We start from the raw sequence: 19,539 nt of genomic DNA, 5'->3' as shown, positions 1-19,539 counted from the left end.
CTATCATCCGAGGTCCGGATAGCCGGAGGAGGTGCGGCCGCCGGGTTTCTGTGTGGCGGCTTCACGCAGCATTTTCGGCACTTCCGGGCCGATCACGGCGATATCGCTTTCATGCTTCAGCAGCACATTCAGCGTGTCGCGGACGAAGGTTTCGTCCAGCGCCGTTGCGTGCAGCAGAAGCAGTGTTTTCGCCCAGTCCACGGTTTCGGCAATCGAAGGCCGCTTCTTGATGTCGACATCGCGCACCGACTGGACGAAGGAAATCATCTGGTCCAGCAGCGACTCTTCCAGGCCTTCGACGCGGGCGCGGACAATGCGGCGTTCGCGGGCATGGTCGGGGAAGCCGATGTGGAGGTGCAGGCAGCGGCGCTTCAGGGCGTCGCCCAGTTCCCGCACATTGTTCGAGGTCAGAATAACCAGCGGCGGCACATTCGCGGCAATCGTTCCGATCTCCGGCACGGTCACCTGATAATCGGACAGGACTTCCAGAAGGAAGGCTTCGAATTCTTCGTCCGACTTGTCGATCTCGTCGATCAGCAGGATGGAGCCGATTTCCTGTTTCATCGCCGTCAGCAGGGGGCGGGATTCCAGGAATTGTTCAGAGAAGAAAAGGTCTTCGAAGGAAGAGAGTTTGCCGAGCGAGCTTTCCAGCGAACCGGCATCGCCGATCACCTCGTTCAGCTTCTCTTTCAGGATCTGCGTGTAGAGCAGCTGCTTGCCATATTTCCACTCATAGAGCGCCTTGCCCTCGTCGAGCCCCTCATAGCATTGCAGGCGAAGCAGGGGCAGCTCCAGCCAGCGCGAGAGCGAGGCGGCGAGGTCTGTCTTGCCGACGCCGGCCGGGCCTTCGATCAGGATCGGCTTGCGCAGCCCGTGGGCCAGGAAAACAGCCGTCGAGATCTGCTTCGTGGAGATATACCCCACGCCTTCGAGGCCTGCAGTGATTGCGTCAACGGACGTCATCGGCTCGTAGCCGGTGGAAAGGTCTTTTGCCATGCTTAAGGGGTAGGGGCGGGGTGTCTGGCTGGCAAGCCATATCGCGGGGGAAGCGCACGCCAGAACGTCCGCCCGGAGACGCCCCAGCGTCCCGGCAAAAATCCTGATTTTTAGTTTGGCTCAGCTCGTGTCGGGCTCGGGCCAGCTTTTCAGCGCTTCGAGCAACTGCACCGTGAGCCCGCCCGAGACGAGGGCCACGGCAGCCGGCATGCGATGCGCGTTCGGGATGGGCGGCACATGTGGCCGGGCTTCGCCAGCCGCCTGCCAGCGCTGGATCGTGCGGGCCAGACATCTCGCCCGGCGCTTGTGATGTTTCATCGTGTCCAGCATGGCCTGCCACCGCGCGATCAGCGGCGCGGCGGGGACGGGTCCGGACACGGGCGGCGTCACCGGCCCTTTCAGGAAATGCGGACACGGGCGTGACTGCGCAGGCACCATGGTGAAGATGTAGCGGTACTCGGCGTTTTCCTGCTTCGACTCGTAATAATTGCTTCCGATGCGCGGCTTCAGCGGCGCCAGCTCCATCTGCAACGCCAGCAGGAAGATCAGTCGGCGGAGCAGCACGGCGAGGCGCTTCAACTCCGCGCGCACTTTGCGGTTCAGCGATTTCGAGATCGTCTCAGGTGTCTTGTAGAGGTCGACATTCACGCCCGCCTCCGCGATCGCGCGGGCGAGCGTGTTGAAAGCCTGGGAGAGGAAAGCGGTGCGTTCTGTCATGGCGGGCAGAGTGGCATGGGAGGCCATCCGGGAGGATAAGTGCCCCATCAAACGCCCGAAGATGCCTGCCTTCGCAGGGGTCTGTGACGGGGCGGGTGTGGGAGACAAAGGAACCTGTCCCCGACCGCCATTCCAGCATGACCAGCATCGCACGAAATCTGACTTCAGCATGATCATGCATGACTTGGCATGATCATACCGGACTATACCGGACTTAGACGGATCATGCCGCCTGGAGCGCGCGGAAGGTGGCATTCGCCCGGGCGCAGAGGGTCTCATCCGCATGGATGGTCGCGGTGCAGAAGGACAAATTCTTTCCGGTCCGGAGGACCGTGGGGCGGATTTCCAGCCACTGGCCAAGGCGGGCGGTCGACAGGTAATCCAGTGACAGGCCCACCGTGACGAGCCCGGAGATATTTTCCAGCCACAGGCCGCAGCTGAGCCCCATTGCATTGTCAGCGAGGGCGGAGATCAGCGCGCCATGCACGAAGCCGCGCGAATTGGCGTGGGCCGGGCCCGCGCGCAGGCCGATCCATATCGCCTCGCCGGTATTGCGTGAATAGAGCGGCTCCCACGGGTCGGTCAGGCCGCTTTTCCTGAAATGGGGGGCAAAGCCCTCCGGAATGTTGTCCACCATCCGCCGTCTCCTCATTGCCTGTTAATGGATCGAGGTGTATCGAGATCATGTAGACCAGTCTATATAATTTTGGAGGCCGGGATGGCGGCTGCTGCGAAACATCGGGAAACGCTTCTGGCCACGTCGGTGAGATTGTTCCGTCAGAAGGGATACGCGGCGACCGGGCTTGCCGAGATTCTGGCGGAGAGCGGCGCGCCCAAGGGGTCGCTGTATCACTACTTTCCGGGCGGAAAGGCCGAGATCGGGGCAGAGGCGGTTCAACTGGCCGGGAAGACCGTGACGAACACGCTGAAGGAGCTGGCTGGGGAGACGGCCGGGCCCGGTGACCTTGTCGAACGCTATTTCGACATGCTGGCCGGGTGGATGGCCGCCTCGGACTATCGGGACGGCTGTCCGATTACGACGACCCTGCTTGAAACTGTGCCGGAGCATGAAGCGATCCGGGAGGCGGGAGCGAAGGCGTTCGACGTCTGGGCCGGTGTGCTGGCGGAGTCGGCGGTGTCGGCCGGCATCCCGAAGGCCCGCGCCGAAAGCCTCGCGCGCTTCACCATCTCTGCGCTGGAAGGCGCTCTCATCCAGTGCCGGGTGAGCGGGGATGACAGCCCGTTGCGGCTGGCGGCGGAGGAGCTGGGTGCGCTCTACAAGGCTGCAGCAACACGCTGACGGACCGTGCTGACCGGGCGGCGTGACGGAGGCAGGCTGAGGGGCTAAGCCTTGGCCTATGCCTGTCGCACGGATTCTCTTTCCCATGCCCCTGCCGGAGCCGTTCGACTATGCGGTGCCGGACGATCTGGACGTGGTGGAAGGCAGCTACGTCGCGGCGCCGCTCGGCAAGTATGAGCGGCTGGGAATCGTCGTCGAAATGCTGGGCGACGAGGCGGGCGAGGGACGTAAACTGAAGGCCGTGTCGGAGGTCTACCCCACGCCGCCGATGACGAAGCCGATGCGGGACTTCCTGTCCTTTGCCGCGCGCTACACGGTCAGCCATCCGGGGCATTTGCTCTCCATGGCGCTGAGGGCACGGGCGGGGCTGTTGCCGTCGCCGACCGAGACGGTTTTTACGGCCACCGGTGACTTGCCGCCGCGCATGACCGACGCGCGCGCCAAGGTGCTGGACGTGATGGCGGCGGAAGACGCGCCGATGACGACGGCGCAGATCGCGGAGGCGGCGGGTGTGTCGTCCGGCGTTGTGCGGGGGCTGGCCGAGGCTGGCGCGCTGCAGGCGATCGATGTGCCGACGGACCCGCCCTTTCCACCCGTGAACCCGGACCTGCCGGGCGCAAATTTGACGGCCGAGCAGGCTGAGGCGGCGGAAGAACTGCGCCACGCTGTGCGTGCAGGCACGTTCCATACTTTCCTGATCGACGGTGTCACCGGCTCCGGCAAGACGGAGGTCTATTTCGAGGCGATTGCCGAGGCACTGAAGGCGGATCCCGAAGCGCAGGTTCTGGTCCTGCTGCCGGAGATCGCGCTGACGCAGGCGATCCTGTCGCGCTTCACCGCGCGGTTCGGCGCGCCTCCTGCGCCCTGGCATTCGGGCCTCTCGGACAAGGAGCGCCGTCGCACATGGCGTGAAACCGCCCATGGCCGCGCGCGGATCGTGATCGGCGCGCGCTCGGCCCTGTTCCTGCCGTTCCGCAAGCTGAAGCTGATCATCGTCGACGAGGAACATGACGGCAGCTTCAAGCAGGAAGACGGCGTGACCTATCATGCGCGCGACATGTCCGTGATGCGGGGCAAGCTGGAGGAAGCGGTGGTGGTGCTGGCGTCCGCGACGCCGGCGCTGGAGACGATCGTGAACGCCGAGATGGGCCGCTATACGCGGCTGAAACTGTCGGCGCGGCCGGGCGCGGCGCGGCTGCCGGATGTGGAGCTGGTGGACCTGCGCGCCGATCCGCCGGCCAAGGGCATGTGGCTGTCGTCCCGGCTGGTGCACGAGATGCGCGCGACGCTGGAGGCGGGCGAGCAGACGCTGCTGTTCCTGAACCGCCGGGGCTATGCGCCGCTCGTTATCTGCAAGGCGTGCGGGGAACGGCTGAAGACGCCGGGCACCGAGAACTGGCTGACGGAGCACCGCTACACCAACCGGCTTGTCTGCCACGTCACCGGCTACTCCATCCTGAAGCCGCAGATGTGTCCGCATTGCGGGGCGGTCGATTCGCTGATGGGCGTCGGGCCGGGCGTGGAACGGGTGGCCGAGGAAGTGCGCGTCTTGTTGCCCGAGGCGCGGATCGAGATCTTTTCCTCGGACACGGCGCAGGGCGGAGAAGCCACGCGCGGCATCGTCGAGCGGATGGAGCAGGGCGGGATCGACGTCCTGATCGGCACGCAGATCGTGGCCAAGGGACACAATTTCCCGAACCTGACCCTCGTGGGCGTCGTGGACGCAGATAGCGGGATGAAGGGCGGAGACCTGCGCGCGGGCGAGCGGACCTATCAGCTGCTGAGCCAGGTGGCGGGCCGGGCAGGGCGTGCCGAACGGCCGGGCCGGGCGCTGGTGCAGACCTACGCGCCGGACAACCCGGCCATGCTGGCGCTCGCCGATGGCGACCGCGATGGCTTCCTCCAGATCGAGCGGGATGTGCGGGCAGAGCTGGGCCTGCCGCCATTCGGACGCCTGGCGGCGGTGATCATGTCGGCGCCGTCCGCCGAAATGGTGGACCAGGCCGCGCGGGATGTGGCGGCACTTGCGCCGAACGGGCAGGGAATCGAGCTCTTCGGCCCGGCCCCGGCGCCGATCACCGTGCTGCGCGGACGGCACCGGCGGCGATTCCTGGTGAAATCCCCCCGCAACGTGGACCTGTCGGCTTACATGTCTGCGTGGCTGGCGAAGCTGAAACTGTCCACACCGGTCCGCCTGTCGGTCGATATCGACCCATATTCCTTCCTGTAGCCGGCCGAGAATCGGTAGGGCGGCGGCCATGGCGGCCGAACCGGAGAAGGCACCGTTTCGGCGGGTTCCTCCGGATGCCCGAGGGCAAAGCCGCTTCGTCCCGGAAAGCCAAAGACTGCGGGGCTTTAGGGGCATGTTGTCATAATTGTCATTTCGCCGCAGACATTGGCGCCATGCCCATGTTGTCAGGTCAGATGACTGATGCTAAGCGGCGCACAGTTTTCATGGGCGCGGGCAATTCGCACGCAGCCCTGTTTGCTGTTTTCGGGCCAGACCGCCCACCTGAACATGGACGAAAGACCCTTGGCTGGATCAAAGATGACACATGCGAACGAAGCAGCCCGCCGCTATGCGAGCGCGCTGTTCGAACTCGCACAGGACAAAGGCGACCTCGCCAATGTCCATAAGGATTTCAAGGCATTCGCCGAGCTGGCGCAAGGCTCCGGCGATCTGTCGCTCCTGCTCGGTTCGCCGGCTTTCTCCCGCGATGACAAGGTGAAGGCCCTGGCCGAAGTGGCTTCGAAGGCCGGCCTCAGCGCGCTGTTCGGCAAGTTCCTCGGCACCATGGCGCAGAACGGCCGTTCGGGCGACATTCTCGGTGCCGGCGTCGCTTTTGACGAACTTTATGCAAAACAGCGCGGCGTGAAGCGCGCCGTTGTGCGCACCGCCAAGGAAATGACCGGCGCCGAGCGCCAGCGCATCGAATCAATCCTCGCCAAAGCCGTTGGCGGCGAGGTCGAACTAACCAGCGAGGTCGATTCCTCGCTCATCGGCGGCATCCAGCTGCGCATCGGGTCCCAACTCGTTGATGCAAGCCTTGCCGCCAAACTGGAACGCATGAACACCGCCATGAAGGGAGCTTAGTCGCTCGATGGATATCTCAGCAGCAGAAATTTCGGGCATCCTGAAGTCGCAGATCGAGAATTTCGGCGTTGAAGCCGAAGTCTCCGATGTCGGCCAGGTTCTGTCAGTGGGCGACGGTATCGCCCGTATCTACGGCCTCGACAGCGTGCAGGCCGGCGAAATGGTCGAATTCGACGGCGGCATCAAAGGCATGGCGCTGAACCTCGAAAGCGACAACGTCGGCGTCGTGATCTTCGGCGACGACCGCAGCATCAAGGAAGGCGACACCGTCAAGCGCCTCGACGAGATCGTGTCGGCTCCGGTCGGCAAGGGCCTCCTCGGCCGCGTCGTGAACCCGCTGGGCGAAGCCATCGACGGCAAAGGCCCGATCGAAGCTGCTGACCGTGCCCGTGTGGACGTGAAAGCGCCGGGCATCATCCCGCGTAAATCGGTGCACGAGCCGATGATGACGGGCCTGAAGGCCATCGACGGCATGATCCCGGTTGGCCGCGGCCAGCGCGAGCTGGTCATCGGTGACCGTCAGACCGGCAAAACCGCTATCTGTATCGACACGATCCTGAACCAGAAGCCGACCAACGACGCCGCCAAGGACGACAGCGAAAAGCTGTTCTGCGTCTACGTCGCTATTGGCCAGAAGCGTTCGACCGTGGCCCAGGTGGTCAAGACGCTCGAAGAGCGCGGCGCCCTCGACTACACGATCATCGTTTCGGCAACGGCATCCGAGCCGGCACCGCTGCAGTACCTCGCACCGTTCACCGGTTGCGCCATGGGCGAGTGGTTCCGCGACAACGGCATGCACGCCCTGATCATCTATGATGACCTTTCCAAGCAGGCCGTTGCTTACCGTCAGATGTCCCTGCTGCTGCGCCGCCCGCCGGGCCGCGAAGCTTACCCGGGCGACGTGTTCTACCTGCACTCGCGTCTCCTCGAGCGCGCTGCCAAGCTGAACGACGACAATGGCGCTGGCTCGCTGACGGCCCTGCCGATCATCGAAACCCAGGCCAACGACGTGTCGGCCTACATCCCGACGAACGTGATCTCGATCACCGACGGCCAGATCTTCCTTGAGACGGACCTGTTCTACCAGGGTATCCGCCCGGCCGTGAACGTTGGTCTGTCGGTTTCGCGCGTGGGCTCCTCGGCCCAGACGAAAGCGATGAAGAAAGTTGCCGGCTCGATGAAAGGCGAACTCGCCCAGTACCGCGAGATGGCCGCCTTCGCGAAATTCGGTTCCGACCTCGATGCCGCAACTCAGCGCCTGCTGAACCGCGGTGCCCGCCTGACCGAACTCCTCAAGCAGCCGCAATACTCGCCGCTGCTGATGGAAGAGCAGGTTTGCGTGATCTACGCCGGTACGCGTGGTTACCTCGATAAGGTCGACCTGAAAGACGTGACCCGCTACGAGAAAGAGCTGCTGGCTCACCTCCGCGGTGCGAACAAAGACCTGCTGGCCAAGATCCGCGACGAGAAAGCTCTCAGCGACGACATCGAAGCCGAAATCAAGAAGGCCCTGGACGACTTCACCTCGAAGTTTGCCTGAGCCCCGGACGACTGAGCACGAACTGGAAGGCCTGACATGCCCAGCCTGAAGGACCTGAAAAACCGGATCTCGAGCGTGAAATCCACGCAGAAGATCACGAAGGCCATGCAAATGGTGGCCGCGGCGAAGCTGAAGCGCGCGCAAGACGCCGCGACGGCTGCCCGCCCGTATGCCGAACGCATGGCTGCGGTTCTCGCCAACCTGTCGGCGTCTGCCGGCACTGGCGGCCCGAAACTGCTTGCCGGTACCGGCAGCGACCAGGTTCACCTGGTCGTCGTCATGACGGCAGAGCGCGGCCTCGCCGGTGGTTTCAACACCTACACCGCCAAACTCGCCCGGCAGACGATTGCCGCGCTGCAGAGCGAAGGCAAAACGGTGAAGGTGCTGACCGTCGGCAAAAAAGGCCGCGAGCAGCTGAAGCGCGACTATGCGGACCTCTTCATCAGCCATTTCGACCTGTCGGCGGTGAAGGGCGGTGACTATACCGAGTCCGCCATCGCGCTGGGTCACAGCCTGACCGAGCGGTTCGCGAATGGCGAGTTCGACGTGGCAACGCTGATCTACTCGCAGTTCAAGAACGTGCTGACGCAGGTTCCGACCGCCCAGCAACTGATCCCGGCCGCGGCGCCTGCCGATGCCGAGACGGTGGACCTTGCTGGCGCGATCTATCGTTACGAGCCGTCGGAAACGGCGATCCTCGAAACGCTGCTGCCGCGCTACCTCAATACACAGGTCCTGTCGGCCATGCTGGAAAGCTCGGCCGGCTTCTACGCCAGCCAGATGACCGCGATGGACAACGCAACGCGGAACGCCGGCGAGATGATCGACAGCCTGTCGCTGCAATACAACCGCGCACGCCAGGCCCAGATCACCAAGGAACTGATCGAGATTATTTCGGGCGCGGAAGCGCTGTAGAGACACAACCCAGAGATACCCGCTCCAAAGGAGACGACCCGCATGAGCACTCCCGCAAACGCCAAAGGCCGCATTTCCCAGGTCATCGGCGCCGTTGTCGACGTCGAGTTCGACGGCGAGCTGCCGGCGATCCTCAACGCGCTGGAAACCGAGAACAACGGCAGCCGCCTCGTGCTCGAGGTCGCCCAGCACCTCGGTGAGAACACGGTTCGCACCATCGCCATGGACTCCACCGAAGGCCTCGTGCGCGGCGGCCCGGTGGCTGACACCGGCAAGCCGATCAACGTGCCCGTCGGTCCGAAGACCCTCGGCCGCATCATGAACGTCATCGGAGAGCCGATCGACGAGCGCGGTCCGATCGGTTCCGACATGGAGCGCCCGATCCACGCCCCGGCACCGGAATTCGTCGACCAGTCGACCGAATCCGAAGTGCTCGTCACCGGTATCAAGGTCGTCGACCTGCTCTGCCCGTACGCCAAAGGCGGCAAGATCGGCCTGTTCGGCGGTGCCGGCGTGGGCAAGACGGTTCTGATCATGGAACTGATCAACAACATCGCCAAACTGTTCGGCGGCTACTCGGTCTTCGCAGGCGTCGGCGAGCGGACGCGTGAAGGTAACGATCTTTACCACGAGATGATCGAATCCAAGGTTATCAACCTGGAAGGCGAAAGCCGCGCCGCTCTGGTCTACGGCCAGATGAACGAGCCTCCGGGCGCCCGTGCCCGTATCGCCCTGACCGGTCTTGCTCAGGCGGAATACTTCCGCGACGAGGAAGGCAAGGACGTGCTGTTCTTCGTGGACAACATCTTCCGCTTCACCCAGGCAGGCGCCGAGGTGTCCGCACTTCTCGGCCGTATCCCGTCCGCTGTGGGTTACCAGCCGACGCTGGCCACCGACATGGGCCAGCTGCAGGAGCGTATTACCTCCACGAACAAGGGCTCGATCACCTCGATCCAGGCCGTCTACGTTCCGGCTGACGACCTTACCGACCCGGCCCCGGCCACCTCGTTTGCCCACCTCGACGCCACGACCGTTCTGTCGCGTGCGATCTCCGAGAAGGGCATCTACCCGGCCGTGGACCCGCTGGACTCCACCAGCCGTATCCTCGACCCGCTGGTCATTGGCGACGAGCATTATGAAGTTGCCCGCGGCGTGCAGGAGATCCTGCAGCGCTACAAGGAACTTCAGGACATCATCGCCATCCTCGGCATGGACGAACTGTCGGAAGAAGACAAACTCGCCGTGGCCCGCGCCCGGAAAGTGGAACGCTTCCTGTCGCAGCCGTTCGACGTGGCCGAAGTCTTCACCGGTTCGCCGGGCGTGCAGGTGAAACTCGAAGACACGATCAAGGGCTTCAAAGGCCTGATCGCTGGCGAGTTCGACCACCTGCCGGAACAGGCTTTCTACATGGTCGGCAACATCGACGAGGCGAAAGCCAAAGCCGCCAAGATGATGGCAGACGCGTAAGCGGACAGGATAGATGGCCGATAAACTCAACTTCTCGCTCGTTTCGCCCGCGAAAGAGCTGTTCTCCGGCGAGGTCGATCATGTGATCGCGCCCGGCACGGATGGCGAGTTCGGCGTTCTGGTGAACCATGCGCCCTTCATGACGACACTTCGCAACGGCGTGGTGCGCGTTCTGGAAGGCGACACGGTCAAGATGCGCATCTTCGTGCGCGGCGGGTTTGCAGACGTCACGTCCGCGGGCCTCACCATTCTGGCTGAAGAAGCCCGCATGCTCGACGACGTGAAAGTCGAAGATGTGCAGGCCGAATTGGACGCCACGCTCCTGAAGATCCAGTCGCTGGACAAGGACGATTCAAACCGTTCGACGCTGCAGGAACACTTCGATTATCTCGAAAGCCTGAAGGCCGCGCTGGTCCACTAGAACCAGGCAGAGACTTTCCGGTTCAAACCGGCAAACAGATACGGGCCGCTGATGCGATCAGCGGCCCGTTTTCTTTGTTGGATATCGCGGTGAGTAGAGTATCGCCGCCTTTCGCTACTCTTTTGATTCCACTGAATATTTTGCGTCCTCCCTCTGAGTGAGGGGGCGATGCGGTATGTTTTGTGCATGATCAATTCTCCGATTTCTAAGTCACGGCGAGCAACGGGCACGGAATGAACCGCGATACCCTCATCAGTATTTCAAACCTGACGCCGCAAATGCCGGACCACTACATGTTGTCGGCTTTGATGCGCCTGTGGCGGGAGAAGGGTCTGCAGGTCGAGTGCAGTGACACATATTCACAGGATGCGGATGTCTGCATCCTGCATCATGACAAGACGCGCCTGAACCTCGATGAGCTTGCAAAAGCGCCCGAAGGGGCGACCGTGTTGAATGGGAATGTGCTTGATATTTCCAAAACACATATATCCGTCCTTCAGACCACCGAGGGTGACGATTGGGGTGGACCGGTCATCATCAAAACCGACCTGAATCATTTCGGCTTTCCGGAAGGCGGTGAAGCTGAACAGATCGGCCTCCTATCGTCGCTGTGTTTCAAGGTACGCCGTCGGCTCTCCCATCGCTCGTGGCGGCTCGCTCGTCAGCTTCCGCCCGGTCATTACCCGGTTTTGGAAAGCAAGAACGATGTTCCTGGCTGGGTCTGGAATGACGAAAACCTGATCGTTGAAAAGTTCCTGCCGGAACGTAACGAAGACGGACTGTACGGCGTGCGCGGTTGGATATTCTTTGGCGACAGGGAATATGCCTATCGTGACCCAGCCCCCTGAATTCCGGCCATGATTTTGCAGACTCTCTCGATTAGAGAGGATGACACATGCGCAAGAGCAGATTCACAGACGAGCAGATCATCGCGATGATCCGGGAGCACGAGAGCGGCGTGAAGACGGCAGACATCTGTCGCAAGTACGGGCTGTCGGATGCGACCTTCTACAAGCTGAAGGCCAAATTTGGCGGGATGACGGTGTCGGACGCCCAGCGGCTGCGGACGCTGGAGTCGGAGAACAGCAAGCTGAAGCGCCTGTTGGCCGAAGCGATGCTCGACAATGCTGCGCTGAAGGATCTTGCCTCAAAAAACTTCTGACGCCCGATGTCAAACGCAAGGCCGTGCAGCACCTAATGGCGGTGCATGAGCTGAGCGAACGTCGGGCCTGCAAGCTGGCTGAGCTGGATCGATCAACGTTCCAATATGAGAAACAGGCGGGCGATGACGCGGCCATGCGGGAGCGTCTGCGAGCGCTGGCTGCGGCACGCCGCCGGTTCGGTTACCGCCGGCTGGGGATACTGCTCGACCGGGAGGGGCTGGGCGCCAACCACAAGAAGATCTTCCGGATCTACCAGGAGGAGGGTCTCGCCGTGAAGCGCCGGCGCGGCCGCAAGCGCGCGGTCGGCACCCGCAGCCCGATGCACCTTCCCGAGGGACCGAACCAGAGATGGAGCCTCGACTTCGTCTCCGATGCCCTGAGTGATGGCAGGCGGTTCAGGACGCTCTGCGTGGTCGATGACTTTACACGCGAGGCCCTGGCGACGGTTGTCGATGTCTCGCTGTCGGGCATCCGCGTCGCCCGGGAGCTCTCGCGGCTGATCGACCAGCGCGGTCGTCCTCAGATGATCGTCTCTGACAACGGCACGGAGCTGACCAGTCACGCAATCCTGAAATGGGTCAAGGAGGCCCGGATCGAATGGCACTACATTGCGCCCGGAAAGCCAACGCAGAATGCGTTTGTGGAATCATTCAATGGCCGGCTGCGGGACGAATGTCTCAACGAGCACCTGTTCGACCGTCTCAGCGAGGCTCGCAGCATTATCGAAGCCTGGCGGATCGATTACAATACCGTCCGCCCTCATACATCCCTCGGCGGCCTCGCTCCGGCGAGGTTCGCTGATAATGTCAGGCGAGCCCGGCCCGCTTCGCCTGAGCTACGCAAGAGCTCCGCTCAGCGGGCCTTGACCACCACCACCCAACCAGAAAGAAAGGCGAACGGAGTCTCCAAATAAACGGCCCGGATCAGGGGGCTGGGTCAATCGCAATCTGGCGACAGACCCGCTGGTGAAGGTCGCCACGACCCAGCGCCATGAGTTTTTCTCCGACATTCCAGAAGAGTTGCGCGTCATCCGTGAGCAGATGGGGTTTGACTATGGAAAGTTCGATTATGTCGAGCATGACGGAAAAGCATTCCTGCTCGATGCAAACAAAACGCCCTCGTACGGACATTCGGATACGACTGACTCTCCGCGTGTCCGCTCGCTGGCAGAAGGGATCGAAGCTTACCTATGACGGTTCTGGACTCGCCCCTTGTTTCCACGCTGGGGAAACGCTCGTTCTTTCCTGACCACGTCGCGTTTGCGCCGCGTGCAGATATCTCGCATCTGAAACTTCTGGGTTTGCCTTCAAGTGCTGCCGACACGGTCTCCACGACAATGATGGGCGTCATGAATGGGCGGGCGACCGTGCGCCACAAGGGTGGCACGACGCCGGTTGCTCTGGGTATGATCGCGCGTTCAGGTATCGAAGTGTCTGAGGACATGCGAACTTTTTCGACGCCGGAAGAAGCTTATCGTCACGCCCTGAACCTGATCCGCGAAGGTCATAAGCTGGCGTGGCCGTATCCGCCGCAGAAAGGCAAGTATCCAGAGAGCGCAAATTATGTTGTCCCGCGCTTGTGGCGAAAGCTGAATTCCAAACGGAACTTGCCACTGATTGCGCCAGGCGAATACCTGGCGGATCGTTCAGTCATCAGCATAGACACAGAGTCAGCTCCTGAAATCGCCACGCCCTGCTATATTAAGTCGGGCAGCGATATGCCCACCGGCATGGGGTATGCGGTTCGCTATTGTGAGAGTCAGGCCGAAATCAAGGCGGCCTGGGACTTCTTCAAATCTCTTGACGGCGTGGATGAGATTATCGTTGAGGAAGCAGTTCCTGTGCGGGGCTGTTGGTGTGTGAGTCTGTCCATCGACGATGAAGGCGTGCGATATTTAGGCGCTGCAGATCAGTTGTTCTCCGCGCCCGCGCACCAGATCGGGAACATCATTGACGAGAATGATCCGTTCCCGATGGGAGGTGTGAAGGCCGCGTTGGCCATCGGCGAGAACGCCAGGACAATGGGGTTCCGTGGGCCGGCCGGTATGGACATCGGCGTCTCTGACGAAGGGCGGATTGTGGTATTTGATCCGAACTTTCGGACCCAAGCTTCCACCCAACAAGCGATGTTCCATCCGGCTGCAGCCAAGCGGGGCGGATTCCACGCAAGTCGCTCGCTGAATGTGAATTCCGATCTGGATATTCGGGACGCTGAACGTGCATTGCGCCGTCACATCGATTCCGGGCGCGTTGTCATTTGTCGCGCGATTGACGGGCGTGAAATGCCGTCAGTGACTTCGGCGTCCATCGTGACCGGATTTGTCTTGGGGGAAAGCCGGGACGACGCCAATATCTGGCACACCAAAATCACGAAGTGCCTCGACTAAAGGGGGAGTAAGGCGGCTCAATCCCCGGTGAATTCCGGGTCGCGCCCTTCCAGGAACGCCTTGATGCCTTCCCGGAAATCGTCGGAACGCTGGAGCAGGGCGAAGGCTTCCAGATCGCGATGCGCGGTGGCCTTGGCAAGGGCGTGTGCGGCCACGTTCACATCCTGCTTCACCATTTTGAGCGCTGTGGGCGGCAAGCGGGAGGCCGCAGCAGCCACTTCGCGGGCCTTATGCATGGCGGTTCCGGCTGGCACGACATGATCCGCAAGGCCCCAGTTCAGAGCTGTCGCGGCATCGATCTTCTCACAGAGCCCCGCGATCCGTTTGGCGCGCGCCGGGCCGACCAGTGCCACGAAGCGGGGGATCGAGCCCCAGCTCATGTTCATGCCGCGCTCGACTTCCGGAACATAGAAGGTCGAGTTCTCGGCAGCGACACGTAGATCACACGAAGTGGCAAGCGCCACGCCGCCGCCGACGCACCAGCCTTCAATCGCGCAGATCGTCAATGCATCCACGGCTTCCCACGCCTCGCACATGCGTGGGCCGCGTCGCAACAATATTCTCCGCTCCCGGAGGGAAGACTTGGCGGCTGTCGAGCCGGCAGGGTCTTTCAGGTCTGCGCCCATCGAAAACTGGTCGGCGCGGCCGGTCAGAATGACTGTGGAAATCTCCGGAGCGTCGTGGAACTGAAGAGCCGCTTCGGTGAGTTCCTGCATAAGCTGCTGGCTGAGCGCGTTGGCGCGGGCGCCGGTGTCAAACCTCACGGTGGCGACGCGGCCATCTGTTTCTATGCGGACAAGATCGCTCATGTGGTGGCCTCGGGCGGGTGTTCGGCAGCGTGGCGAATGAAGCGGGCGAGCTTCTCGGGCGTTTCGGCACCCTGAGCAGCGAACTGGCGGTTCGCGATATAGGTCGGAACACCCGAAATGCCGATTTCGCGGAAGAACTTCTCTTCCGCGCGTACAGTCACCACATCTGCGTCAGTTGCCAGCAAGTCTGCGACGATCGTTGGATCCAGATCGATCTGCCGGGCTATGTCCACCAGAACGCCATGGTCGCCGATATCGCGTCCATCATGGAAGAAGGCCTGGAACAGGGCTTCTTTGGCAGCAGGTCCTTTGTCCTGGCCTTGCGCCCAGTGAACGACGCGGTGGGCATCCAGACTGTTCGGGCGCCAGCTGATCTCTTCAAACCGGTAAGGAATGCCTTCGGCCTCGCCATAATCAATCAGCGCCTGACGCATTGCGCCGGACCGTTCCTTGGCTTCCGGCGAGCTGAACGCCTTGCGCATGTATTCCTTGTAGTCGACCCCGCCCGCCGGGATGGTCGGGTCGAGTTCGTAGGGGCGGAACAGGAGCTGTACGTCCACGTCCGGCACCAGGGCCATGGCGGCTTCGATGCGGCGCTTGCCGAGCCAGCACCAGGGACAGACGAGATCGGAAACCATTTCAATGACAACAGACATGGTGTCACCTTAAGCGATCACATGGTCTGCGTCACGGCTCGTCTGGCGATTCCGGGGTGTCAGGGAAGACATAGCCATCACGTTCCAGTGTGCGGCGTATTTCACTGGCGAGCCATGTTTCCGGCAAGCCGGGCTCGCGGGCGCCCGTCTTGAGTTCCAGGCCGAAGGGCAGGGTGACCTTGTCCGGACTGCCATCGGGGACGATTTCCGGTCCGGAGAAAATGGTGCGGGGGGCCGGTTCTGGTGTCATGGCCGCGAGCGTCAGACCGAGGGCCACCAGGGCACCTGTCCAGACATTGGACTTGAACACCGCCAGCGCGACGCCTTCGCCGCGGCGTTTCAGGCGGGAAATCTGTGCCGTGGCGTGGCCAAGGAAGGCGAGTGACGTCACCGCGCCCATGCGGCCTGCTCCCTGGATTCCGGAAGCGGCAGCGATCAGGGCGGCGGCAATGATGAAGAAGCCGAAACTGTAGAGCGCGGCATGCTTGCCGAAGAGGCGCGCGGTGGATTTTACGCCGATCAGGGCATCGTCTTCCCGGTCCTGCAGGGCGTAGATCGTGTCATAGGCAACCGTCCAGCAGGCGAGACCGACATAGAGCAGGATCGCCGGAAAGCCGACTGTGCCGGCGACTGCGACGCCGACAAGGGCGCCCCAGTTGAACGTGGCGCCGAGCCAGGCCTGCGGCCACCAGGTGACGCGCTTCATGAAGGGATAGGCGGCAACCAGCGGAATGGACAGCAGGGCGACGATCTTTGCGTCCCCCGGCAGGCACAGCCAGACCAGGAAGCCGACGGCCAGTTGGGCGCCGAGGAAGATGTGAGCCTCGCGGAGGGTCACGAGCCCGGCGGGCAGCGGTCGCAGGGCTGTGCGCTCCACCTGCGCATCGAAATCCCGGTCGGTGATGTCATTCCAGGTACAGCCCGCCCCGCGCATGGCGGTCGCGCCGATCAGAAACAGGATGGCCCACAGGAAGTCGGTCAGGTAGAGCCCGGTCTCGATCCGCTCAAAGGCCAGGCCGATCAGGCAAGGCAGGTAAAGCAGCCAGATACCGACCGGCCGGTCCCACCTCGCCAGCATGGCGTAGGGGCGCAAGCCCTCCGGCAGGCTGGAGAGCCAGCCCGGCAAGGCACTGTCGGCAGGAGAGATCTGGGGCGCGGTCATCGGAGCGGCTTATAGCGCGGATTCCCGATTCCGACAGGGCATCGCACCTGTCAGGGGAATGGTTACGCCACCGAGACGGTCTTGCGGTTCATGAAGGCTCGCATCCCGTCCGCGGCGAGTTCCCGGCCAAAGCCGGACTGCTTGATTCCGCCGAAAGGCAGACGCGGGTCTGACGCGACCATCGAATTGACGAATGTGGCGCCCGCTTCGAGCTCCCGAACTGCCTGGTCGATCTCGGATTCTTCCTTTGAAAACAAGACGGAGCCGAGGCCGAACACGCTGCGATTGGCGCGTGTGATGGCGTCGTCGAGACTGGAGACTTTCCAGAGATTTGCGACTGGGCCGAACATCTCCTCGTCGGTTGAAGGCGTGCCGGAATGTGCATCGGCCAGGATTTGCGGCGCAATCCATGCGCCTTTGCCAGGCACGGTGCGCTCTTTCGTCAGGCGTTCGGCCCCGCCTTTCAGGGAGCGTTCGACCTGATCGACGAGTTCGTCCCGGAGGGCCAACATGGCGAGCGGACCGACATCCGTCTCGGGTTTCATGGGATCGCCGACTTTCAGCGCATCGAAAGCGGCCACGAAGCGTTTGCTGAAATCATTGTAGATATCGGCGTGCACGAAGAAGCGCTTGCCAGCGATGCAGGACTGTCCGGAGTTTCGTACCCGCGTGTTGACCGCCGTTTGAACAGCCTTGTCCAGATCTGCCGAGGGCATGACGATGAATGCATCCGAGCCGCCGAGTTCCAGCAGGCTGGGTTTGATGCAATCCCCTGCAATCGCGGCAACGCTTCGTCCGGCGGGGCCGGACCCGGTCAGCGTGACTGCCTTCACGCGGTTGTCGCGGATCACGCTTTCGACTCTGGAAGCGCCGATCAGGAGTGTCTGAAAGCATCCCTCCGGAAAACCTGCACGGTGGAAGACATCCTCAATATTGAGTGCTGAGCGCCAGACATTCGAAGCATGCTTCAGGAGCCCCACATTGCCTGCCATCAATGCCGGTGCGGCGAACCGGAAGGCCTGCCAAAGAGGGAAGTTCCACGGCATTACCGCCAGCACGGGTCCCATGGGCAGGTGACGAACGAAGGCGCGGCGCGCTTCGGTGCTGACAATTTCGTCCTGCATGTAGCCGGGGCCATGTTCGGCATAGTGGCGGCAGACGAGCGCGCACTTCTTCACCTCGGCTTCGGCCTCAGTCAGGGGTTTGCCCATTTCCAGCGTGATGTCGCGGGCATAGTCGGCGACTTTCGCCTCCAGCACCTCCGCGGCGCGGTTCAGCAATTCTGCCCGTTCGGAAAGCGGCACCGCGCGCCATTTGCGGAACCTGTCAGCAGCCTTCTCGAGAGCGGTTTCGAGAGCAGCCGAGGAAAACGGCGTGAAGATTTCGAGCACTTCGCCATTTGCCGGATTGATTGATTTTACCAGTTTATCTGACATACCGCGCTCCTGACTTAACCTTCAGCATGCATAAGCCTATATCCCGGACATGAGTTCCATGCCCCGACTCTTTGTGACGCAGAACCTGAGCGAAGGCATTGCCTTTCCGCTGGACGATGCGCAATCGAATTACCTGCTGCGTGTCCTCCGCCTCGGCGCCGGTGCGCCCGTGCGCGTGTTCAATGGCCGCGATGGCGAATGGGACACTCGGATAAGCGAAGTTCAGGGCAAGCGCGCAAGCCTGGAGCCTGTCTCGCTTGTCCGGGCACAACCGGACGTCGCTGCCAACGCCCCGGTTCTTTTGTTCGCGCCGGTAAAAAAGGCTGAAACAGACTTCATCGTGGAGAAGGCGACGGAGCTGGGTGCTGCCCGGATCTGCCCTGTGCTGACCGAGCGCACGCAGACCCGCACCGTGCGGATGGACCGGTTCCAGAAAATCGCACTGGAGGCGGCAGAGCAGACTGAACGGTTGGACCTGCCAACGGTGGAAGACTTGCAGTCGCTTCCGAAAGCGCTCGATGCGCTCGCGGAAGGCACGATGGTGATCTTCTGCGATGAACGGGGCGATGATACGGAAGCGCCATGGGGCGGCGAGACGGGCCGGGCAGGGCCGATTGCCGATGTGCTCGCCGGTCTGGGAGAAGGGCCGGTCGCCATACTGATTGGTCCCGAGGGCGGTTTCACGTCCGAAGAACGCGACTGGCTACGCAGCCGGCATGACACCGCCGCCGTGAGTCTTGGTCCACGCATCCTGCGTGCCGAAACGGCTGCCGTGGCAGCGCTGTCCGTGTGGCAGGCGCTAAAAGGGGATTGGCGTTAGTAAAACCAGCGTTTGATAGGCTTGGGTGTGGCGCCTTCCCAGCGGCGTTTCCAGTCGATGGCGAGACCGACTCGGTGATTGATCTTTCCGTCCCAGACTGGTTTCAGGCTGACGGACTGCAAAATGTCGTGAAGCCGCTGGCCAATGGCGATGTTTTCCTCCGGAGAGGCCGTGGCATCGGCCGCGCCATAGCTGATGTACAGGCTGCCGCTTTCGACCGCGCTTTCCGTGTCCTGCTGGTGGAAGAAGACATAACCCTTCGGCTCCCGGCCGGACATGTCCTGGAAGTCGTCCATTTCGATACCGATCTCGGCCGCGCCGCAGGTCCCGCAGCAGGTGAAATGCTGCCGCGCGACGATGTCTTCCTCTTCCAGCATATCGAAGGCGAGGGAGAGGCGGTCAAAATCCGTGAGAACCGGCCACGAATCCTGCTCTTCCACCAGTGCCGACACGGCATGCACCAAGGCATTGCGCACCTCGATCTGACGGTCCCGGTCGGTGAGGGGGCTGCGGAAGTCCTGAGCGTAATCCAGCAGAATCTCCTCGATCTCCTCCAGCGGCTCATAGCCGCCCCGAACGTGCAGACGCGCCCACATTTTCAGGTCGTCGCGTTCATCGGTGGTCATCTTGGTCATCTGCGGACTCTCAACAAAACGA

Annotated in this window: 20 protein-coding genes; 12 read left to right on the top strand and 8 right to left on the bottom strand. The window is 62.3% G+C overall.

Features of this window, described 5'->3' with window-relative positions; all coding sequences use genetic code 11:
* Positions 1 to 3: 3 nt before the first annotated feature.
* From R3C98_RS15365 to R3C98_RS15355, 3 genes are all read right to left on the bottom strand, one after another.
* Positions 4 to 996 (bottom strand): AAA family ATPase, encoded by a 993-nt coding sequence (locus R3C98_RS15365; RefSeq protein WP_371314954.1) that lies wholly within the window; start codon positions 994 to 996, stop codon positions 4 to 6.
* Between the two features lie 120 nt (positions 997 to 1,116).
* A complete protein-coding gene (locus R3C98_RS15360) occupies positions 1,117 to 1,713 on the bottom strand; it encodes a hypothetical protein (RefSeq protein WP_371314953.1) in 597 nt (198 codons plus the stop codon).
* A 223-nt stretch (positions 1,714 to 1,936) separates the two neighbouring features.
* Positions 1,937 to 2,350, bottom strand: coding sequence for a PaaI family thioesterase (locus R3C98_RS15355; protein WP_371314952.1), 414 nt, complete (start codon positions 2,348 to 2,350; stop codon positions 1,937 to 1,939).
* A gap of 81 nt (positions 2,351 to 2,431) precedes the next feature.
* Between R3C98_RS15355 and R3C98_RS15350 the strand changes: the two genes are divergently transcribed.
* The 11 genes from R3C98_RS15350 (at position 2,432) to R3C98_RS15300 (ending at position 13,999) form a co-directional block, all read left to right on the top strand.
* Positions 2,432 to 3,013 (top strand): TetR/AcrR family transcriptional regulator, encoded by a 582-nt coding sequence (locus tag R3C98_RS15350; protein WP_371314951.1) that lies wholly within the window; start codon positions 2,432 to 2,434, stop codon positions 3,011 to 3,013.
* Between the two features lie 58 nt (positions 3,014 to 3,071).
* Positions 3,072 to 5,243 (top strand): primosomal protein N', encoded by a 2,172-nt coding sequence (locus tag R3C98_RS15345; RefSeq protein WP_371314950.1) that lies wholly within the window; start codon positions 3,072 to 3,074, stop codon positions 5,241 to 5,243.
* A 318-nt stretch (positions 5,244 to 5,561) separates the two neighbouring features.
* On the top strand, positions 5,562 to 6,107 hold the full coding sequence (atpH, locus tag R3C98_RS15340) for an ATP synthase F1 subunit delta (protein ID WP_371314949.1): 546 nt from the start codon (positions 5,562 to 5,564) through the stop codon (positions 6,105 to 6,107).
* 7 nt (positions 6,108 to 6,114) lie between these two features.
* The gene (gene atpA, locus R3C98_RS15335) at positions 6,115 to 7,647 is read left to right on the top strand and encodes a F0F1 ATP synthase subunit alpha (protein WP_371314948.1); all 1,533 of its coding nucleotides are present in this window, start codon (positions 6,115 to 6,117) and stop codon (positions 7,645 to 7,647) included.
* Between the two features lie 36 nt (positions 7,648 to 7,683).
* Positions 7,684 to 8,562 carry a F0F1 ATP synthase subunit gamma gene (locus R3C98_RS15330; protein WP_371314947.1) on the top strand — a complete coding sequence of 293 codons (879 nt, stop codon included), beginning with the start codon at positions 7,684 to 7,686 and terminating at the stop codon, positions 8,560 to 8,562.
* A 42-nt stretch (positions 8,563 to 8,604) separates the two neighbouring features.
* The gene (gene atpD, locus R3C98_RS15325; protein WP_371314946.1) at positions 8,605 to 10,029 is read left to right on the top strand and encodes a F0F1 ATP synthase subunit beta; all 1,425 of its coding nucleotides are present in this window, start codon (positions 8,605 to 8,607) and stop codon (positions 10,027 to 10,029) included.
* Between the two features lie 13 nt (positions 10,030 to 10,042).
* Complete coding sequence (locus R3C98_RS15320) at positions 10,043 to 10,450, top strand: ATP synthase F1 subunit epsilon (protein ID WP_371314945.1); 408 nt, start codon at positions 10,043 to 10,045, stop codon at positions 10,448 to 10,450.
* A 233-nt stretch (positions 10,451 to 10,683) separates the two neighbouring features.
* Positions 10,684 to 11,298, top strand: a complete 615-nt coding sequence (locus R3C98_RS15315) for a hypothetical protein (RefSeq protein WP_371314944.1) — start codon at positions 10,684 to 10,686, stop codon at positions 11,296 to 11,298.
* Between the two features lie 47 nt (positions 11,299 to 11,345).
* A protein-coding gene (locus tag R3C98_RS15310) for an IS3 family transposase (protein WP_371309187.1) occupies positions 11,346 to 12,526 on the top strand; the annotation gives its coding sequence in 2 pieces (ribosomal slippage) (positions 11,346 to 11,604 and positions 11,604 to 12,526; 1,182 coding nt in all).
* Positions 12,527 to 12,578: 52 nt separating this feature from the next.
* Positions 12,579 to 12,806, top strand: coding sequence for a hypothetical protein (locus R3C98_RS15305; RefSeq protein WP_371314943.1), 228 nt, complete (start codon positions 12,579 to 12,581; stop codon positions 12,804 to 12,806).
* Positions 12,803 to 13,999: a hypothetical protein gene (locus R3C98_RS15300; RefSeq protein WP_371314942.1), complete on the top strand. Its 1,197-nt coding sequence runs from the start codon at positions 12,803 to 12,805 to the stop codon at positions 13,997 to 13,999. Before R3C98_RS15305 ends, R3C98_RS15300 begins: the two co-directional genes overlap by 4 nt.
* Before the next feature lie 17 nt (positions 14,000 to 14,016).
* Here R3C98_RS15300 and R3C98_RS15295 read toward each other — a convergent pair whose 3' ends face one another.
* The 4 genes from R3C98_RS15295 to R3C98_RS15280 all read right to left on the bottom strand — a co-directional run bounded on the left by R3C98_RS15295 (position 14,017) and on the right by R3C98_RS15280 (position 18,062).
* Positions 14,017 to 14,808, bottom strand: coding sequence for an enoyl-CoA hydratase/isomerase family protein (locus R3C98_RS15295; protein ID WP_371314941.1), 792 nt, complete (start codon positions 14,806 to 14,808; stop codon positions 14,017 to 14,019).
* The gene (locus tag R3C98_RS15290) at positions 14,805 to 15,464 is read right to left on the bottom strand and encodes a DsbA family oxidoreductase (RefSeq protein ID WP_371314940.1); all 660 of its coding nucleotides are present in this window, start codon (positions 15,462 to 15,464) and stop codon (positions 14,805 to 14,807) included. The genes R3C98_RS15295 and R3C98_RS15290 overlap by 4 nt, the downstream gene beginning before the upstream one ends.
* A gap of 31 nt (positions 15,465 to 15,495) precedes the next feature.
* A complete protein-coding gene (gene ubiA, locus R3C98_RS15285) occupies positions 15,496 to 16,626 on the bottom strand; it encodes a 4-hydroxybenzoate octaprenyltransferase (RefSeq protein ID WP_371314939.1) in 1,131 nt (376 codons plus the stop codon).
* A 62-nt stretch (positions 16,627 to 16,688) separates the two neighbouring features.
* Positions 16,689 to 18,062, bottom strand: coding sequence for an NAD-dependent succinate-semialdehyde dehydrogenase (locus R3C98_RS15280; RefSeq protein ID WP_371314938.1), 1,374 nt, complete (start codon positions 18,060 to 18,062; stop codon positions 16,689 to 16,691).
* Between the two features lie 58 nt (positions 18,063 to 18,120).
* Here R3C98_RS15280 and R3C98_RS15275 point away from each other — a divergent pair, with 58 nt between their 5' ends.
* Complete coding sequence (locus R3C98_RS15275) at positions 18,121 to 18,882, top strand: 16S rRNA (uracil(1498)-N(3))-methyltransferase (RefSeq protein ID WP_371314937.1); 762 nt, start codon at positions 18,121 to 18,123, stop codon at positions 18,880 to 18,882.
* Here R3C98_RS15275 and R3C98_RS15270 read toward each other — a convergent pair.
* Positions 18,879 to 19,517 carry a hypothetical protein gene (locus tag R3C98_RS15270; protein WP_371314936.1) on the bottom strand — a complete coding sequence of 213 codons (639 nt, stop codon included), beginning with the start codon at positions 19,515 to 19,517 and terminating at the stop codon, positions 18,879 to 18,881. The genes R3C98_RS15275 and R3C98_RS15270 overlap by 4 nt on opposite strands.
* Positions 19,518 to 19,539 lie beyond the last annotated feature (22 nt).

It is taken from the genome of Hyphomonas sp., assembly GCF_041398465.1.
In the GTDB taxonomy this organism is placed as follows: Bacteria; Pseudomonadota; Alphaproteobacteria; order Caulobacterales; family Hyphomonadaceae; genus Hyphomonas.
This window is presented reverse-complemented; position numbering and strand designations above follow the sequence as displayed.

Coding starts and splice junctions, on each gene's coding strand:
- R3C98_RS15365 (WP_371314954.1), bottom strand. CDS start 996: ATGGCAAAAGACCTTTCCACCGGCTACGAGCCGATGACGTCCGTTGAC.
- R3C98_RS15360 (WP_371314953.1), bottom strand. CDS start 1,713: ATGACAGAACGCACCGCTTTCCTCTCCCAGGCTTTCAACACGCTCGCC.
- R3C98_RS15355 (WP_371314952.1), bottom strand. CDS start 2,350: ATGGTGGACAACATTCCGGAGGGCTTTGCCCCCCATTTCAGGAAAAGC.
- R3C98_RS15350 (WP_371314951.1), top strand. CDS start 2,432: ATGGCGGCTGCTGCGAAACATCGGGAAACGCTTCTGGCCACGTCGGTG.
- R3C98_RS15345 (WP_371314950.1), top strand. CDS start 3,072: ATGCCTGTCGCACGGATTCTCTTTCCCATGCCCCTGCCGGAGCCGTTC.
- atpH (WP_371314949.1), top strand. CDS start 5,562: ATGACACATGCGAACGAAGCAGCCCGCCGCTATGCGAGCGCGCTGTTC.
- atpA (WP_371314948.1), top strand. CDS start 6,115: ATGGATATCTCAGCAGCAGAAATTTCGGGCATCCTGAAGTCGCAGATC.
- R3C98_RS15330 (WP_371314947.1), top strand. CDS start 7,684: ATGCCCAGCCTGAAGGACCTGAAAAACCGGATCTCGAGCGTGAAATCC.
- atpD (WP_371314946.1), top strand. CDS start 8,605: ATGAGCACTCCCGCAAACGCCAAAGGCCGCATTTCCCAGGTCATCGGC.
- R3C98_RS15320 (WP_371314945.1), top strand. CDS start 10,043: ATGGCCGATAAACTCAACTTCTCGCTCGTTTCGCCCGCGAAAGAGCTG.
- R3C98_RS15315 (WP_371314944.1), top strand. CDS start 10,684: ATGAACCGCGATACCCTCATCAGTATTTCAAACCTGACGCCGCAAATG.
- R3C98_RS15300 (WP_371314942.1), top strand. CDS start 12,803: ATGACGGTTCTGGACTCGCCCCTTGTTTCCACGCTGGGGAAACGCTCG.
- R3C98_RS15295 (WP_371314941.1), bottom strand. CDS start 14,808: ATGAGCGATCTTGTCCGCATAGAAACAGATGGCCGCGTCGCCACCGTG.
- R3C98_RS15290 (WP_371314940.1), bottom strand. CDS start 15,464: ATGTCTGTTGTCATTGAAATGGTTTCCGATCTCGTCTGTCCCTGGTGC.
- ubiA (WP_371314939.1), bottom strand. CDS start 16,626: ATGACCGCGCCCCAGATCTCTCCTGCCGACAGTGCCTTGCCGGGCTGG.
- R3C98_RS15280 (WP_371314938.1), bottom strand. CDS start 18,062: ATGTCAGATAAACTGGTAAAATCAATCAATCCGGCAAATGGCGAAGTG.
- R3C98_RS15275 (WP_371314937.1), top strand. CDS start 18,121: ATGCCCCGACTCTTTGTGACGCAGAACCTGAGCGAAGGCATTGCCTTT.
- R3C98_RS15270 (WP_371314936.1), bottom strand. CDS start 19,517: ATGACCAAGATGACCACCGATGAACGCGACGACCTGAAAATGTGGGCG.